The sequence below is a fragment of the Pseudomonas sp. 10B238 genome, from assembly GCF_000970615.1.
GTDB lineage: Bacteria > Pseudomonadota > Gammaproteobacteria > Pseudomonadales > Pseudomonadaceae > Stutzerimonas.
This window is the reverse complement of record NZ_KQ033942.1, coordinates 1-16,349: the sequence shown is the minus strand read 5'-3', so window position 1 is coordinate 16,349 and position 16,349 is coordinate 1. Positions and strand designations below refer to the sequence as shown.

Genomic DNA, 16,349 nt, shown 5'->3' with positions numbered 1-16,349 from the left:
GCGCGAAGGTTGGCGCGCCTAGAATCGATGCAGCGCAAGCAAAGACTTGCATCGATAACAACAAGAAAAGGAACCCTCATGAACGCGATTCATCGTTTAGTTACTGCTGTTTCCCTTGTTTCTCTCGTTCCGTTTGCCCAGGCCGGCGAAGTTGAAGTTCTGCATTGGTGGACATCCGGTGGCGAAAAGCGCGCCGCCGATACCTTGCAGCGACTCGTGGAGGAAGAGGGCCACACGTGGAAGGATTTCGCTGTCGCCGGTGGGGGTGGCGAAGCAGCCATGACCGTCCTCAAGACCCGTGCCGTATCCGGCAACGCACCCGCCGCCGCCCAGATCAAAGGCCCCGACATCCAAGAATGGGGTGAACTAGGGCTGCTGACCGACCTCAACGATGTCGCTGAAAAAGCCAACTGGGACGAACTGCTGCCCAAGCAGGTGTCCGCCGCCATGAAATACGACGGCGATTACGTCGCCGTGCCGGTGAACGTACACCGCGTCAACTGGCTGTGGATCAATCCGGACGTGTTCGAGAAGGCCGGCGCCACGCCCCCGAAAACCCTGGAGGAATTCTTCGCAGCCGCCGAGAAGTTGAAAGCGGCGGGCTTCATGCCGCTCGCCCATGGCGGCCAACCGTGGCAGGACGGAACCGTTTTCGAAGATCTGGCACTGGCGATCCTTGGGCCTGAAGACTTCCGCAAGGCTTTTGTCGAGCTCGATCGCGACGTGCTGACTGGCGACAAAATGGTCAAGACCTTTGAGGCGCTGAAGAAGCTGCGCAGCTACGTTGATAACAACGCAGCGGGCCGCGACTGGAACAGCGCGACGGCCATGGTCATGAACGGCAAGGCCGGCATGCAGATCATGGGCGACTGGGCGAAGAGCGAGTGGAGCGCGGCGAAGAAGATCGCGGGTGAAGATTATAAGTGCGTGCCGTTCCCCGGCACCCAAGGCAGCTTTGCCTACAACATCGACTCACTGGCGATGTTCAAGCTGAGTAACGATGACAATCGCAAGGCTCAGCAGGATCTTGCTCGGATCGTCATGGAGCCGGAATTCCAGCAGTTCTTCAATCAGAACAAGGGTTCTATCCCGGTGCGGCTCGATCAGGACATGAGCGAGTTCGATGCCTGTGCCCAGCAGTCGATGAAGGATTTCAAGGAAGCGGCGCAGGGGCCAGGGCTGGTGCCTAGCCTGGCTCACGGCATGGCCGCATCGAGCTATGTGCAGGGCGCTGTCTTCGACGTCGTGACGAACTTCTTCAACGACCCGTCGGCCGATCCGAAGAAGGCGGCCCAGCAACTGGCTGCTGCGATTCAGGCGGTCCAGTAGCGCATTGGGGCGCGGGTTCTCGCGCCCCGTCTTACGAACAACAACCTGATGCTCCCCTGCGGTCTGCCACGGGCTGGCCGCAACGGGATCGGCTTGCTCGAAATCTTTGTTGTGACTGTCCGTTTGCTGGACTGCTGACATCGACGCTTTCTGTAACGGGACTGTGATGAAACCTGCAAACAATCGGAGCCAACCATGAGCTCAACAGCCGTTTTCACCAAGGCTTCCCCGCTGGATGCGCTGCAGAATTGGCTACCCAAGCTGGTGCTCGCACCAAGCATGCTGATCGTTCTGGTCGGCTTCTATGGCTACATCTTGTGGACCTTTCTGCTTTCGTTCACCAATTCAAGCTTCATGCCCAGCTACAAGTGGGTCGGGCTGCTGCAATACGAGCGGCTCTGGAACAATGATCGCTGGTGGGTGGCAAGCAAGAACCTGCTGGTCTTTGGTGGGCTTTTCATCACGATCAGTCTCGCGATTGGTGTGTTGTTGGCGGTTCTGCTGGACCAGCGCATTCGCCGCGAGGGCTTCATTCGCACCGTCTACCTCTACCCAATGGCGCTGTCGATGATTGTTACCGGCACGGCATGGAAGTGGCTGCTGAACCCTGGCTTGGGTATCGACAAGATGCTGCGCGACTGGGGCTGGGAGGGCTTTCGTTTCGACTGGCTGGTAGACCCGGATCGGGTGGTCTACTGCCTGGTGATCGCTGCCGTATGGCAGGCCTCGGGTTTCGTCATGGCTCTATTCCTTGCCGGCTTGCGTGGGGTCGATCAATCCATCGTGCGTGCCGCGCAGATCGACGGTGCCAGCCTGCCGAGCATCTACCTGCGCATCATCCTGCCTAGCCTGAGGCCGGTGTTTTTCAGTGCATTGATGATTCTTGCGCATATCGCCATCAAGGCGTTCGACCTGGTGGCGGCGATGACCGCAGGCGGCCCTGGTTATGCATCCGACCTGCCGGCGATGTTCATGTACACGCACACCTTCACTCGCGGGCAGATGGGGCTCGGCGCTGCCAGCGCCATCCTGATGCTGGGCGCAGTGATGGCAATCGTCGTGCCTTACCTGTATTCGGAACTGAGGAACAAGCGCCATGACTAGCCATGCAGGGCGCAAGCGCCTGACGTTCAGCCGAGTGGCGATCTACGCGACGCTGCTTCTGGCTGTTGCGATGTATCTCATACCGCTGGTGGTCATGCTGCTGACCAGCTTGAAGACACCGGCCGACATCCGAACCGGCAACCTGCTTTCATGGCCAGAGGTCACGACCATCATTGGTTGGGTCAAGGCGTGGGATGCGGTGGGCGGCTACTTCTGGAACTCGGTCAAGATCACCGTTCCAGCCGTCATCATTTCGACTCTGCTGGGTGCGCTGAACGGCTACGTGCTTGCCATGTGGCGCTTCCGCGGCTCGCAGCTGTTCTTCGGGCTGCTGCTGTTCGGCTGCTTCCTGCCGTTCCAGGTGATCTTGCTGCCCGCGTCGTTCACCTTGGGGCAGCTGGGATTGGCCAATACCACGCCGGGGCTGGTACTGGTGCACCTGGTCTATGGCCTGGCGTTCACCACGCTGTTCTTCCGCAATTTCTACGTGAGTGTGCCAGACGCGTTGATTCGTGCAGCACGTCTAGACGGCGCCGGCTTCTTTACGATCTTCGCGCGGATTCTGCTGCCGATGTCGATCCCAACGATCATGGTTTGCTTGATCTGGCAGTTCACTCAGATCTGGAACGACTTCCTCTTCGGTGTGGTGTTCGCCAGTGGCGATACACAGCCGATCACCGTGGCGCTGAATAACCTGGTGAACACCAGTACAGGCGTCAAGGAATACAACGTCGATATGGCCGCGGCGATGATCGCCGGGCTGCCAACACTGCTGGTGTACATCCTCGCCGGCAAGTATTTCCTGCGTGGCCTCACGGCCGGCGCGGTCAAGGGGTAGGAGAACAATCATGGCTGCACTTGAACTTTGCAACGTCCGCAAGAGCTATCCCGGAAGCAACCACGACACGCTGAAAGACATCGATTTGAAAATTGACGACGGGGAATTCCTGATCCTGGTCGGGCCGTCCGGGTGCGGGAAATCTACTCTGATGAACTGCATCGCTGGGCTGGAAGAGATTACCGGTGGGGAGATCCGTCTGGACGGAGCCGACATCAGCGGTGCCAGCCCGAAGGACCGCGACATCGCCATGGTGTTTCAGTCGTACGCGCTGTACCCGACCATGACCGTGCAGGAAAACATCGCCTTCGGTTTGAAGATGCGCAAGGTGCCAGCGGCGAAAATCGAGGAAGAAGTTTCGCGTGTCGCCAAGTTGCTGCAGATCGAACATCTGCTGGGCCGTAAACCTTCTCAGCTATCCGGCGGTCAGCAGCAGCGCGTCGCCATGGGCCGGGCACTGGCACGGCGGCCGAAGATCTACCTGTTCGACGAGCCGCTGTCGAACCTCGATGCCAAGCTGCGGGTAGAGATGCGCACCGAGATCAAGCTGATGCATCAACGGCTGAAAACCACGACGGTGTACGTCACCCACGACCAGATCGAGGCAATGACCTTGGGGGACAAGGTCGCGGTGATGAAGGACGGCATTGTCCAGCAGTTCGGTACGCCGAAGGATATCTACAACAACCCCGCCAACCTGTTCGTGGCGAGCTTTATTGGATCGCCGCCGATGAACTTCATCCCGCTGCGGCTGACCCGTCAGGCCGATGGTTGGCGCGCGCTGCTGGAAAGCGGTCAGGATCGCTGTGAGCTGCCGTTGAATCTGGCGGATGGGCAATCACTGGAAGGGCGAGAGGTCATCCTTGGCATCCGCCCGGAGCAGATCAGTGTGGGGACCGAAGCCGATCTGCCTTCGCTACGTGCCGAAGTTCAGGTCATCGAGCCGACAGGGCCTGACACCATGATCTTCGTCAGCCTCAACCAGACCAAGGTGTGTTGCCGGCTGGCGCCGGACGCCGCTCCGAATCCGGGTGAGAGCCTGACGCTGCAATTCGAGCCGGACAAGGTGCTGCTGTTCGATGCGCAGACCGGTGAGCGACTGGGCGTCACGCCCGGAAACGGCTCCTCGGGTCGCAACGGCACCGTGACCCGGTTGGTCGCGCGGTGAGCCGCGGGCCACAGCAAAGTGAAGAAAAGGCCGGGTCGCCGTGTATCTGCGTACCGGCGCCTGTCTCGTAGGAATGTTATTGATATTTCGGGTTTTTCAGCGGTAGGTGACGAAGGTCGCCTGCCGTGAAAAATAGAGCCGCAACGACCAGCGAAGCTGGCATGCGGATCGAAAGGAGAGCCATACCGGCTCAATCCAAGAGCAGTAACAACAATAAGAGCTAATTGGAGCGGATATGAAAAAAACGACACGCCTGGGCCTCGCTGTCTCGCTGGCCAGTCTCGCTATGCCGTTTGCTGCGCAGGCTTTGGACTTCAACGGCTATGTGCGTAGTGGTATTGGCGAATCGACTGCGAGCGAATCGCAGGCCTGCTTCCAGCTACCGGGCGCAGCATCCAAGTTCCGACTGGGCAACGAATGCGAGCAGTACGCCGAGTTGGGGCTGCGTCAGGACCTGTTCACAATGGATGACGGCTCGGTGCTGAGCGTCGAGGGTATGGCTGCGCTGTATAACGAATACGACCACACTCCGAAGTTCACCGGCGACCATGGCTTCGCGCGGCTGGTACAGGCCTACGCCGAATGGAGCAACGTTGCTGCGCTGAACAACGGGTCGTTGTGGGCCGGCCGTCGATTCTACAAGCGGAATGACATCCACATATCCGACTTCTACTACTGGAACCAGAGTGCAACCGGTGCCGGCATCGAGAACGTCGAAATTGGAGGGTTGCAATACAGCTACGCGTTCTCGCGTAAGGACAGCGTCTTCCAGGAAAACTACACCAATCGTCACGATTTCAACGTCGGCGGCTTCGACACCAACCCCAACGGCGAGCTGCAGTTCGGCGTCAGCTACATCGCCGATCCGGACCGTGGCGACTCCAACAGTGGCTGGTCCGTGACGGCTCAGCATGAGCAGGTCGGGTTCCTGGGTGGCAGCAATACCTTCGCAGTGCAATACGGCGAGGGCCCAGGCACCGGGCTTGGCTACACGGGCGATGTGACCCTGGATGAAAGCGCCAAGAGCTGGCGGATCGTGGAGTTCTTCGATTGGCAGGTGACCCCGCGTTTCGGTGGGCAATTCCAGGCCGTGTATCAGAAGGACACGCGTCAGGATGGCGGCGACCAGGATTGGATTTCGGTAGGCGTGCGCCCGGTTTATGCGTTGACCGAGGAGTTCAAGCTGGTGGCCGAGGTGGGGCACGATCAGATCGACGCTGAAGCCGGAACTCGCAAACTGACCAAGTTCACCATCGCCCCGACCTGGTCACCCGCAGGCCCTAAGTTCTGGGCGCGTCCCGAGTTCCGCCTGTATTACACCTACGCTCAGTGGAACGACGCTGCGCAAGAAGCCGCCAATCTCATGGCCGCTGGCAGCGCGCTGTCCGAAACGGGTGCTTTCGGCAGCGCGCAGCATGGGTCCAACTTCGGCGTCCAGGTCGAATATTGGTGGGATTGATCGAGGCGATAGCCTAACTCGCTTAGAACCTAGTGGCGGCAAGGGCTTCTACTGTTGGTAGGGGTCCTTAGCTGAACTGGAGGTGGTTTTGGGCGACAAGGCGAAAAACCCGTGCGTCAGTATCTGCAAGCTCAAAGACGACATCTGTATCGGCTGCGGGCGCAGCCGGGACGAGATGAAAGCCTGGAAGGGGATGAAGAACAAGGAGCGCAAGGCGGTCAACGAAGTGGCCACCGAGCGACTCAAGCAGCTAGGCAAGGCGAAGAAGAAAAAGAAGTGATCAGCTCTCTTCGCTTGGGTAGCGGGTCGCCATCAGGCTTTCCTTGATCTTGCGCAGATGAGGTTGGAAATCCACGCCTCGCTTCAATGTCACGCCCGCTGCCAATGCGTCCAGCACCGTTAGCTGGATAATCCGAGACGTCATTGGCATGTAGATATCGGTGTCTTCCGGCAGCGGTATGTCCAGGCTCAACGTGGAGACTTTCGCCAGCGGCGAGCCGGCGGCCGTTAGTCCCAGAACGGAGGCGCCGTTATCCCGTGCGATGGTTGCAGCTTCCACCAGTTCACGGGTGCGGCCAGTGTAGGAAATGATCACGAACAGATCACCGGTATGCGCAACCGATGCCAGCATTCGCTGCATCAGGACATCGCTGTGTGCGGTCACCGGCAGGTTGAACCGGAAGAACTTGTGCTGTGCGTCGAGCGCGACCGATGCGGATGCACCCAGGCCGAAGAAATGAATTTGACGCGCCTGAATCATCAGGTCGACCGCATGGCTGATCGCCTGAGGGTCGATCGCCTGGCAGGCACTGTCGAGCGACGCGATGGCGCTGCCAAAAATCTTTCTGGTGTAGGCCTCTGGGCCGTCATCGGCCTCTACGGCCCGGCTGACATAGGCAGCGCCACTGGCGAGACTCTGTGCCAACTGGATTTTCAGAGCGGGATAACCGGCCGCCCCGAATGAGCGACAGAAGCGATTCACCGTTGGCTCGCTGACCTTTGCTGCCTGAGCCAGTGCCGCGATGCTGTAGCGCGTCGCCTCCTGCGGGTCGCGAAGGATCACCTCAGCGACTTTGCGCTCCGCCTTGTTCAGCTCGTCGAGCCGATTTTTTATCTGTTCCAAGAGATTTTTCATGCGATCCATGTCTCTTCCTTCAGGGACTCGTGCCCGAAGCTACGGATAGTAGCGAAACTGGAGCACGAAAAAATCGAGTTATGTTGTTTTAATAACAACATTTTCTGCTTAAAATGCGGCGATGAACCTGTCACGCAGCCTAATTTGGTTAATATAAAAATCATGCCTGCTATTACTGTTGACGCGACTACCTTTGCCTTGTTCGGCGCCCTCGGTGATCTGGCGCTGCGCAAGTTGTTCCCTGCACTCTATCAGCTCGACCGAGCGGGGCTGCTCAATAGCGATACGCGCATATTGGCGCTGTCCCGCGACAAGGGAGAGCCAGCGACCCATCTCGAGCGCATCGATCAAGCGCTGCGGCGCTACGTACCGGCAGCGCAACTGGATGAGGCCGCCCTTGGCCGCTTTCAGGCGCGTCTGGGCTATCTGACCATGGACTTCCGCAACGCAGAGGACTACGCAGCGCTGGCTGAACAGGTGTCTCCGGCGATGCCACTGATTGCCTACTTCGCCACGCCTGCTGCTGTTTACGGCTCTATTTGTGAGCATCTCGCCGGTGCCGGACTCGCCGAACAAACCCGTGTGGTGCTGGAAAAACCGATTGGACACGATCTTGAGTCGTCGCGATTGGTCAACGACTCGGTTGCGCGGTTCTTCCCCGAGACGCGCATTTACCGGATTGATCATTACCTTGGCAAGGAGACTGTGCAGAATCTGATTGCACTGCGCTTCGCCAACAGTCTGTTCGAGACCCAGTGGAACCAGCACCACATCTCCCACGTCGAGATAACGGTCGCCGAGACGGTCGGGATCGAAGGGCGTTGGGGGTATTTCGACCAGGCGGGTCAGCTGCGCGACATGATCCAGAACCATCTGCTGCAGCTGCTGTGTCTGATAGCGATGGATCCGCCAAGCGACCTGACTGCCGATAGCATTCGTGACGAAAAGGTCAAGGTGCTCAAGGCGCTGGCGCCAATCACGCCAGAGCGTTTATCTCGCCAGGTTGTGCGCGGCCAGTACGTGGGGGGCGCGGTCGGCGGAAAGCAGGTTCCAGGTTATCTGGAAGAAGAAAATTCCAACGCTGAAAGCAGTACCGAAACCTTCGTCGCGCTGCGAGCCGACATCTGCAACTGGCGTTGGTCCGGCGTGCCGTTCTACCTGCGGACAGGCAAGCGAATGGCCGAAAAGGTCTCCCAGATAGTCATCCACTTCAAAGAGCCGCCTTTCTATATCTTCGCGCCGGAGCAACGGTCGTTGATCAGTAATCGGCTGATCATCCGCTTGCAGCCGGATGAAGGAATTTCGCTGCAGGTCATGACCAAAGAGCAGGGCCTGGACAAAGGCATGCATTTGCGTAGCGGCCCGCTGCAGCTGAACTTCTCCGAGACATACAAGAGTTCGCGCATTCCCGATGCCTATGAGCGGTTGCTGCTTGAGGTGATGCAGGGCAATCAGAACCTCTTTGTCCGCAAGGATGAAATCGAGTACGCCTGGAAATGGTGCGATCAGCTTATCGACGGCTGGTCGCGCATCGGTGACGCACCCAAGCCCTATACCGCCGGTTCCTGGGGGCCAGTCGCCTCTATTGCATTGATCACGCGCGACGGGAGGTCTTGGTATGGCGATCTCTGAACTTGAACTGCCGTCGGACGTGATTGCGCACAGCCTGCCGGGGCCGGAACAGCTGGCGCAGGCGTTGGCTGATCGGGTTGCCGGTGCGCTGCAATACGCAGTCGCCAATCATGACCGTGCGAGCCTGGTGGTGTCGGGCGGACGGAGCCCTATAGCGTTCCTCGAAGCGCTGTCAGTGCGCGAATTGCCGTGGGCGAAGGTGCAGGTCAGCTTGGCCGACGAGCGCTGGGTCGATCCGTCAGATCCGGAAAGCAATGAGGGCTTGCTCCGCCGACACCTCCTACAAAATGCCGCGGCTGATGCGCAGCTTGTGGGCCTGTATCAAGCAGCTCAGACCCTGGAGCAAGCGGCAGAGCGGGCAAGCGAGAAGCTGGCTGGCTTCGCTCAGCCGATCGATGTGCTGGTGCTTGGAATGGGCAGTGATGGGCACACCGCATCGCTCTTTCCGAACAGCCCGCTGTTGGCGAAAGGGTTGGACGAAATCGGTACTGACTTCTGTCTGCCCATGCTGGCGCCTGTCAGTCCGGAGCAGCGCATCAGCATGACCTATCCGCTGCTGGCATCCGCTCGCGTTCAATGCCTGGCGATTCAGGGTTCCGCCAAGCTGGAAACGCTGCGCCAGGCCATGCGGCTCGAACCTTCGCAGATGCCCATTCGGGCGTTTCTGCATTCTCCTTTAGAGATCTACTGGTGCCCGTGAGGCCCGAGGACTTTTCCATGACCATGGACCAGAAAAACGCGCTGATCGAGAAGATCTGTACCGAAGCTCGCATCCTGCCGGTGATCACCATTGGCAGCGAGGAGCAAATCCTGCCGCTGGCCGATGCACTCGCCGCTGGTGGGCTGACGGCCCTTGAGATCACCCTGCGGTCTGCGCATGGGCTTACCGCCATTCGTCGCTTGCGCCAGGAGCGGCCCAACCTCTGCGTCGGTGCGGGTACAGTGCTGGACAAGCGCATGATGGACGAGGTCGAGGCGGCTGGCGCCCAGTTCATCGTCTCGCCGGGCTGCACCGACGAACTGTTGCAAGCTGGCGTCAATTGCTCCGTGCCACTGCTGGCCGGTATCAGCAATGCATCCGACATCATGCGCGGCTACGCGCTCGGCTATCGACGTTTCAAGCTGTTCCCGGCCGAAGTGTGCGGTGGAGTTGCCGCCATCAAGGCGCTGGGTGGACCTTTTGCCGATGTGCGCTTCTGCCCGACGGGTGGCGTCAATGCAAACAACGCGGCGCAGTACTTGGCGCTTCCGAATGTTATGTGTGTCGGCGGGACCTGGATGATTGATGGTGCCGCGCTCAAGAGCGGCGATTGGGAGGCCATTCAGCAAGCCACGGCTGAAGCGCTGGCCTCGTTGAACATGAACAAAGGTTGACCGCAAATCGAGGCGCGCCGGGCGCGCCTCCTGTCTGGCTGCTAACCTTCTCGTGCTTCAGCATTCCGTTGCGCGTATAGTGCGCGGCCGTTCTATCGGAACTGCCACACCGGGAGGTGCCCAGATGACCGAACACGAAGATACAACCCCGCATATTGCCCACGGCGAAAAATTGCAGAAGGTATTGGCCCGTATTGGCCTTGCCTCGCGCCGCGACGTGGAAAACTGGATCGCAGCTGGCCGAGTCAAGGTCAACGGATCCATAGCGACGCTCGGACAGCGTGTCGATTTGCATGACGCCATTGCGGTCGATGGCCGCTTGCTCAAGCGCGAAGAAGCGGCCGAAACGGTCCGTCGTGTGCTCATCTACAACAAGCCTGATGGTGAAATTTGCACCCGTGACGATCCAGAAGGTCGCCCGACGGTTTTCGATCGCCTACCGCGTCCGAAAGAGGGGCGTTGGATCAACATCGGTCGTCTCGACATCAACACGACTGGCTTGCTGCTGTTTACCACCGATGGCGAGCTGGCCAACCGTCTGATGCATCCCTCTTACGAAATGGACCGTGAGTATGCGGTGCGGGTGCGTGGCGAGGTCGACGAGGAGATGATTGAGCGCCTGAAGACGGGCGTCATGCTCGAAGATGGCCCGGCTCGTTTCACAGACATTCAGGAAGCGCCGGGTGGTGAAGGGTTCAACCACTGGTACCACTGCGTCGTGATGGAAGGTCGTAATCGAGAAGTCCGACGTTTGTGGGAGTCTCAGGGGCTGGTGGTCAGCCGTCTGAAGCGTGTGCGCTTTGGTCCGGTGTTCATGACCTCCGACCTGCCGATGGGGCGCTGGCGCGAAATGTCGCAGAGCGAAGTCGATATCCTCAGCGAAGAGGTTGGCCTCAAGTCAGTGGCGCTGCCAGGCATGAAAGCCAAGACCAAGGACAAGCTTGATCGCATGCAGCGCAAGGTGGCCAAACCAATCGGACGTGGCGACCGTCGGCCTCGTGTGTTGCGCTCTTCCCATGAAGCTGATGTGGCTGGGGACGCAGGTCGCGGCCGGGGCGCTCGCGGTGATAAACCTGCACGCAAGCCGCGCGACAATGATGAACGCGGCAAACCAAGTCGCGGTACGCCCGTGGCGGAGCGGCCAGGTGCTGTGGGCCGAGATCGCAAACCGTCACCGGTGAAGCGCGGTGGTCCGGCAGCTACTGACGGACAGCGTCCTGGGTTCGGACGTGGTGATCGCTCCAAGCGGCCATGACGGTTTAGCGTAAAGCGAAAAAAGAAGGGCGAAGCCATTAGGTCTCGCCCTTTTTTGTTTGTTTGAACCGCGGATAATTTCGCTACGCCGAGGCCACGCGCGTCAGATTGCGTCCGTCTTGTTTGGCTTGGTAAAGAGCCTGATCGGCGCGACGCAGCAGATCGTCCTGTGACTCGCCTGGCTGGTGGGTCGCACAACCAAGGCTGGCCGACAGCCGGACCTGTTTGTCTCCCACCAGCAAGCACAGATTTTGAATGGCGGCCCTGATCCGTTCGGCCACAACGGCCGCAGCCTCCGGTCCGCTGTTGGACAATACGAGAACGAACTCCTCGCCACCAAAGCGGAACACCATGTCGACGTTGCGCAACTGCTCCTTGAGCAATAGCGCGGTGGCTTTCAGGGCGGCGTCTCCGGCCTGGTGTCCGTAGGTATCGTTGAGGCGCTTGAAATGATCCATATCCAACATGATTACCGACACGGCTTGGCTGTGGCGGCGGGACAGTTCGGTCTCTCGCGACAATGCGTGGACCATCGCCGCGCGGTTACCGGCGCCGGTCAACGGATCCTTGAGCGAGGCTTGAACGGCTTGTCGGTAAAGCAATGCGTTGCGCAATGGAAACAGCAGGCAGTCGAGGGCGTTTTCCAGTTGTTCCAAGACTGGGTCGGGTACGTACTGCGAGCTGAACAGGCACAGTTCGCCAAGGCAATCTCCGCTATGGGAAAGTGAATAGCTGACATCAAAGCCGTTGGCTTCGCCTATTTGAAGCTGGAAGTCGGTGCCGGAGTGGCTGTAGGAAAGGGCTCGCAGTGGAACCAGATTGCTGACTTCTTCAAAAAAGAAATCCAGCAGGCGGTCGAGTTCCAAGCTGGTTTGCAAACGCAGCGTCAGTAGCCTTAGCCGCTCGGAGAAGCCATGTTGGTCCGTCGACAGTGTTTTGCTGAAACTGATGTCCAGCCGTCGAACGCGCGCGGTGCTGATATCGATTGTAGAAGGGGTCTGCTTATCTGCCAGCATGGGAGTGAACCTCAGAACGCTGCCTGCGTTGATAGAGGTTCTATAGCGAATATGATGCCAACTTGAAATATCTAATAAAAACAGCTGGTTAGATAGAGGCTGGCGAATCCGGCGGCAACAGGTTGCCAGCGAAACGGCGGACTGATGCCAATTTGACATGCAGGCCGCCATATCGGCGCCAGTAAACAGGCGCCGCTGCTGGATATTCTACTGGGCGTCAAATGCCCGCCCATTTACGTCCTGACTATCGGGGCCCATCAGATACAGGTAGGCAGGCATGATTTCCGCGGGCAATGGATTCACTTCTGGATTCTCCCCTGGATAGGCTTTTGCGCGCATGTCGGTACGGGTCGCACCTGGGTTGATGCTATTGCTGCGCACAGAGCTGGTACCGTCGAGCTCATCAGCCAGCACCTGCATCAAGCCTTCGGTGGCGAATTTAGAGACGGCATATCCGCCCCAATAGGCGCGTCCTTTCCTGCCAACGCTGCTGGAGGTGAAAATCACGGAAGCGTCATCAGCCAGTTTCAGCAGAGGCAATAGGGTGCTGGCTAGCATGAAGGTTGCGTTGACATTCACTTGCATGACGCGCATGAAATTGTCGCCTGACAGCTGTTCGATCGGTGAGCGGGGGCCGACGATGCTGGCATTAAGGAGCAGGCCGTCCAACCGTCCGAACTCCTGTTCAACGGTGGCGGCAAGTTCGTCGTATTGGTGCGGTAAGGCCGTTTCCAGATTGAGCGGTATCACGGCGGGTTGCGCCCAGCCGGCTGCTTCAATCTCGTCGTAAACACGGTTGAGGTTGTCCTCGTTCTTGCCCAGCAAAAGGACGGTTGCTCCATGTGCTGCGTAGGCTTTCGCGGCGGCTTCGCCAATTCCGCGCCCTGCGCCGGTGACCATGATGATCCGATTCTTGAGCAGGTCGGGATGGGCGGAGTACTCGAACATCTGAAGCCTCATAAACAGAGCGGGGCAATTGCCCACTGAAGGTTGTCGAAAGAAGGTGATGGCTGAGAAGGGTCAGTCCAGCGTTCGCAGCTCGAGAAACTGACGGAGCTCGAGCGGATGATTCACCACCACGTCTGCGCCCCAGGTATCCGGATCGTCATCAGGGTGGATGTAGCCGTAACGCACGGCGGCCGTACGGCTACCTGCTGCACGGCCGGACTCGATATCGCGAAGATCATCCCCAACGAACAGGACCGTTGCAGGGTCGAGGTCGAGTTGGCTACAGGCCAACAGCATAGGCTCAGGGTCGGGTTTACTCTGGCTGACATGATCGGGGCAGACCAGAACAGCGGAGCGAGAAGCCAGGCCCAATTGCTGCATGATCGGCTCGGCGAAACGCACCGGCTTGTTGGTGACCACACCCCAGATCAGATCTGCTTGCTCGATCTCGCTCAGCAGTTCTGCCATCCCTTCGTATAGCTTGCTCTCAACGGCACAGTGCCGTTGATATCGCTCCAGAAACTCCAGTCGAAGTATCTCAAACTCATCAGAAAGCGGGTCGACGTCAAAGGCGCTGAGTACCATCGCCCGAGCACCACCGGAAACGACGTCACGTACCTGCTGATCGGGAACACGATCTAGGCCGCGCGCGATGCGCATAGCCTGAGCCACGGCGATAAAGTCCGGAGCGGTATCGAGCAGCGTGCCGTCCATATCGAATAACACTGCGCGCAAACGCATCAGGCCTCCCGCAGTGTCTGGATCATGTAGTTCACATCCACGTCAGGTGAGAGCTTGTAGTGTTTTGTCAGGGGGTTGTATGTCAGACCGATTATGTCCTTCACCAGAAGCCCGACTTCGCGGCTCCAGGCGCCCAGCTCCGATGGGCGGATGAACTTGCGGTAATCATGTGTGCCACGCGGCAACAGTTGCAGCACGTATTCAGCGCCGACGATTGCGAACGCATAGGCCTTCGGATTGCGGTTAATCGTTGAAAAGAACACCTGTCCGCCAGGCTTTACCATCTTGTAGCACGCGCGAATCACAGAGGCGGGATCAGGGACATGCTCGAGCATCTCAAGGCAGGTCACTACATCGAACTGCTCTGGCATTTCTTCTGCCAAGGCCTCAGCAGTGATCTGCCGGTACTCGATCTCTAACTCCGACTCAAGCAAATGCAGACGGGCAACGGACAAGGGTGCCTCGCCCATGTCGATGCCCGTCACCGTAGCGCCGCGCTGAGCCATGGCTTCGCTGAGAATTCCGCCTCCGCAGCCAACGTCCAGGACCTTCTTGCCCGCTAGCGATACGTGCTCATCAATCCAGTTGACCCTGAGCGGATTGATCTCGTGCAGCGGTTTGAACTCACTTTCGCGGTCCCACCAGCGATGGGCGAGAGCTTCGAATTTGGCGATTTCGGCGTGGTCGACGTTGCTCATTGTCTGTTCCATTTATAAGCCTGAGGGGGAAGCTTGAACAGCAGAGGCCCATGTTGCCAGGTTCGGTCAGATGCGGGACATCTACTGAAACGCTTCGTGTAAGTCAGTTTGTCGCGGTGGTTAAAACTGAGGGTAGCCCCGTCTCAGTGTTTTGAGCTGATCTTCTCTCCCCATTCTTGGGCGGTGGCGATGAGCTGCTCCTCGTCCATGCGGGTGAGATGACGGTCGTCGAGCAGTTGCTTACCTGCAACCCAGACATGACGCACGCAGTCTCGGCCGCTGGAATAAATAAGTTGGGATACGGGATCATAAACGGGCTGCTGTGCTAGGCGCGATAAATCGAAGGCCACTAGATCCGCGAATTTCCCGATCTCGAGCGATCCGGTGTGATCGTCCAGCCCAAGAGCGCGTGCACCGTTGAGCGTGGCCATACGCAGCGCGCGATGGGCGTTAAGAGCGGTCGCCGATCCCGAAACGGCCTTAGCAAGCAGCGCCGCGGTGCGGGTTTCTCCCAACAGGTCGAGATCGTTATTGCTGGCCGCTCCATCAGTGCCTATGCCCACATTTACGCCGGCTTCCCACAAACGCTCCACTGGACAAAAACCGCTGGCCAATTTCAGGTTGGACTCAGGGCAATGGATCACGCTGCAGTTATGTTCGACCAGCAGAGCAATGTCGTCGTCGTTCACCTGGGTCATGTGCACGGCTTGGAAGCGAGGCCCTAAAAGCTGTAGGCGCGCCAAGCGTGCAAGCGGGCGCTCACCATAGTGGTTCAGCGCTTCTTCCACCTCATGTGCAGTCTCATGGACATGCATATGTATGCCGATGTCCATTTCTGCGACCAGCGTCCGGATGCTTTCCAGCTTATCGTCGCTTACCGAATAGGGAGCGTGGGGGCCAAAGGCGATACTAAGGCGTGGATGGTGTTTGAGGTCGTCGAACAGTCCCACACCTTTACGAAGCGCTTCGTCGGCGTTGCGGGCCCCAGGAACAGGAAAGTCCAGAACCGGAATCGTTATTTGCGCGCGAATCCCGTGTTTATGTACGAGTTGGCTGACGACCTCAGGAAAGAAGTACATATCAGAAAAACAGGTAATCCCGCTCTGCAGCTGTTCCGCGATAGCCAGCTCGGTGCCTGCTTTGATAAACGCCTCGTCGACCCACCTGCTTTCTGCCGGCCAGACATGCTCGTGCAGCCAGGTCATCAGCGGTAGATCATCAGCCAGGCCGCGGAAAAGAGTCATAGCTGCGTGGCCGTGAGCATTTACAAGCCCTGGAGCAAGAAGCATCCCGGAAAGGTCACGCGTCTCTTTGGCCACGTGCTGTTCGGCGTGTTCACGGGGTGCTATCAGCATGATGCGCCCGTCACGGATTCCCAATGCGTGGTTCTTCAGCACAACACCTGCTGGCTCGACTGGGACGAGCCAGGTCGGAAATAGCAAGAGGTCGAGCGGCTCGGCAGAAGTGTGAGGCATCTGGATCATCGGATACGTAGAGTTGAGGGGGCTGAGTGTAAAGCCTGTCGATCCCGGTTTGAAGAAAGCCTAGGCAGACTTTGAAGCCTCTACATATATATAGGAACACGATCGTCAGACTCAGCAGCTGAATAATCAACAAAGCTCAAAACAACGGTTGACGTGAGTTTCTGAGTGC

Annotated in this window: 16 protein-coding genes; 10 read left to right on the top strand and 6 right to left on the bottom strand. The window is 58.6% G+C overall.

The features are described from left to right. Positions 1-78 precede the first annotated feature (78 nt). The 6 genes from RT21_RS20305 to RT21_RS20280 all read left to right on the top strand — a co-directional run bounded on the left by RT21_RS20305 (position 79) and on the right by RT21_RS20280 (position 6,178). Positions 79-1,329: an ABC transporter substrate-binding protein gene (locus RT21_RS20305; RefSeq protein WP_046164175.1), complete on the top strand. Its 1,251-nt coding sequence runs from the start codon at positions 79-81 to the stop codon at positions 1,327-1,329. Between the two features lie 195 nt (positions 1,330-1,524). Continuing rightward, positions 1,525-2,433 carry a carbohydrate ABC transporter permease gene (locus tag RT21_RS20300; RefSeq protein ID WP_045427975.1) on the top strand — a complete coding sequence of 303 codons (909 nt, stop codon included), beginning with the start codon at positions 1,525-1,527 and terminating at the stop codon, positions 2,431-2,433. Then, the gene (locus RT21_RS20295; RefSeq protein WP_046164174.1) at positions 2,426-3,271 is read left to right on the top strand and encodes a carbohydrate ABC transporter permease; all 846 of its coding nucleotides are present in this window, start codon (positions 2,426-2,428) and stop codon (positions 3,269-3,271) included. Before RT21_RS20300 ends, RT21_RS20295 begins: the two co-directional genes overlap by 8 nt. Before the next feature lie 10 nt (positions 3,272-3,281). Beyond that, positions 3,282-4,439: an ABC transporter ATP-binding protein gene (locus RT21_RS20290; RefSeq protein WP_045427970.1), complete on the top strand. Its 1,158-nt coding sequence runs from the start codon at positions 3,282-3,284 to the stop codon at positions 4,437-4,439. A 235-nt stretch (positions 4,440-4,674) separates the two neighbouring features. Beyond that, on the top strand, positions 4,675-5,898 hold the full coding sequence (locus RT21_RS20285; protein WP_046164173.1) for a maltoporin: 1,224 nt from the start codon (positions 4,675-4,677) through the stop codon (positions 5,896-5,898). A gap of 88 nt (positions 5,899-5,986) precedes the next feature. Then, complete coding sequence (locus RT21_RS20280) at positions 5,987-6,178, top strand: DUF1289 domain-containing protein (protein ID WP_046164172.1); 192 nt, start codon at positions 5,987-5,989, stop codon at positions 6,176-6,178. On the opposite strand, the gene RT21_RS20275 is transcribed toward RT21_RS20280, so the two are convergent. Further along, complete coding sequence (locus RT21_RS20275; RefSeq protein WP_177327113.1) at positions 6,179-7,033, bottom strand: MurR/RpiR family transcriptional regulator; 855 nt, start codon at positions 7,031-7,033, stop codon at positions 6,179-6,181. A gap of 162 nt (positions 7,034-7,195) precedes the next feature. Here RT21_RS20275 and zwf point away from each other — a divergent pair, with 162 nt between their 5' ends. The 4 genes from zwf to rluB all read left to right on the top strand — a co-directional run bounded on the left by zwf (position 7,196) and on the right by rluB (position 11,294). After that, complete coding sequence (gene zwf, locus RT21_RS20270; RefSeq protein WP_046164170.1) at positions 7,196-8,665, top strand: glucose-6-phosphate dehydrogenase; 1,470 nt, start codon at positions 7,196-7,198, stop codon at positions 8,663-8,665. Further along, positions 8,652-9,365, top strand: a complete 714-nt coding sequence (gene pgl, locus RT21_RS20265; protein WP_046164169.1) for a 6-phosphogluconolactonase — start codon at positions 8,652-8,654, stop codon at positions 9,363-9,365. Before zwf ends, pgl begins: the two co-directional genes overlap by 14 nt. A gap of 17 nt (positions 9,366-9,382) precedes the next feature. After that, positions 9,383-10,039: a bifunctional 4-hydroxy-2-oxoglutarate aldolase/2-dehydro-3-deoxy-phosphogluconate aldolase gene (locus tag RT21_RS20260; protein ID WP_046164168.1), complete on the top strand. Its 657-nt coding sequence runs from the start codon at positions 9,383-9,385 to the stop codon at positions 10,037-10,039. Positions 10,040-10,163: 124 nt separating this feature from the next. Further along, entirely contained in the window at positions 10,164-11,294 is a 1,131-nt protein-coding gene (rluB, locus tag RT21_RS20255) for a 23S rRNA pseudouridine(2605) synthase RluB (protein WP_046164167.1), read from the top strand. Between the two features lie 82 nt (positions 11,295-11,376). Here the strand turns inward: rluB and RT21_RS20250 are convergent, their stop codons facing one another. The 5 genes from RT21_RS20250 to RT21_RS20230 form a co-directional block, all read right to left on the bottom strand. Continuing rightward, the gene (locus RT21_RS20250; RefSeq protein WP_046164166.1) at positions 11,377-12,309 is read right to left on the bottom strand and encodes a GGDEF domain-containing protein; all 933 of its coding nucleotides are present in this window, start codon (positions 12,307-12,309) and stop codon (positions 11,377-11,379) included. A 207-nt stretch (positions 12,310-12,516) separates the two neighbouring features. Continuing rightward, positions 12,517-13,257 (bottom strand): YciK family oxidoreductase, encoded by a 741-nt coding sequence (locus tag RT21_RS20245; RefSeq protein WP_046164165.1) that lies wholly within the window; start codon positions 13,255-13,257, stop codon positions 12,517-12,519. A 72-nt stretch (positions 13,258-13,329) separates the two neighbouring features. Next, positions 13,330-13,998 carry an N-acetylmuramic acid 6-phosphate phosphatase MupP gene (gene mupP / locus RT21_RS20240; protein WP_046164164.1) on the bottom strand — a complete coding sequence of 223 codons (669 nt, stop codon included), beginning with the start codon at positions 13,996-13,998 and terminating at the stop codon, positions 13,330-13,332. Continuing rightward, entirely contained in the window at positions 13,998-14,696 is a 699-nt protein-coding gene (ubiG, locus tag RT21_RS20235) for a bifunctional 2-polyprenyl-6-hydroxyphenol methylase/3-demethylubiquinol 3-O-methyltransferase UbiG (protein ID WP_046164163.1), read from the bottom strand. The genes mupP and ubiG overlap by 1 nt, the downstream gene beginning before the upstream one ends. A gap of 143 nt (positions 14,697-14,839) precedes the next feature. Then, the gene (locus RT21_RS20230; RefSeq protein WP_045431917.1) at positions 14,840-16,171 is read right to left on the bottom strand and encodes a TRZ/ATZ family hydrolase; all 1,332 of its coding nucleotides are present in this window, start codon (positions 16,169-16,171) and stop codon (positions 14,840-14,842) included. Positions 16,172-16,349 lie beyond the last annotated feature (178 nt).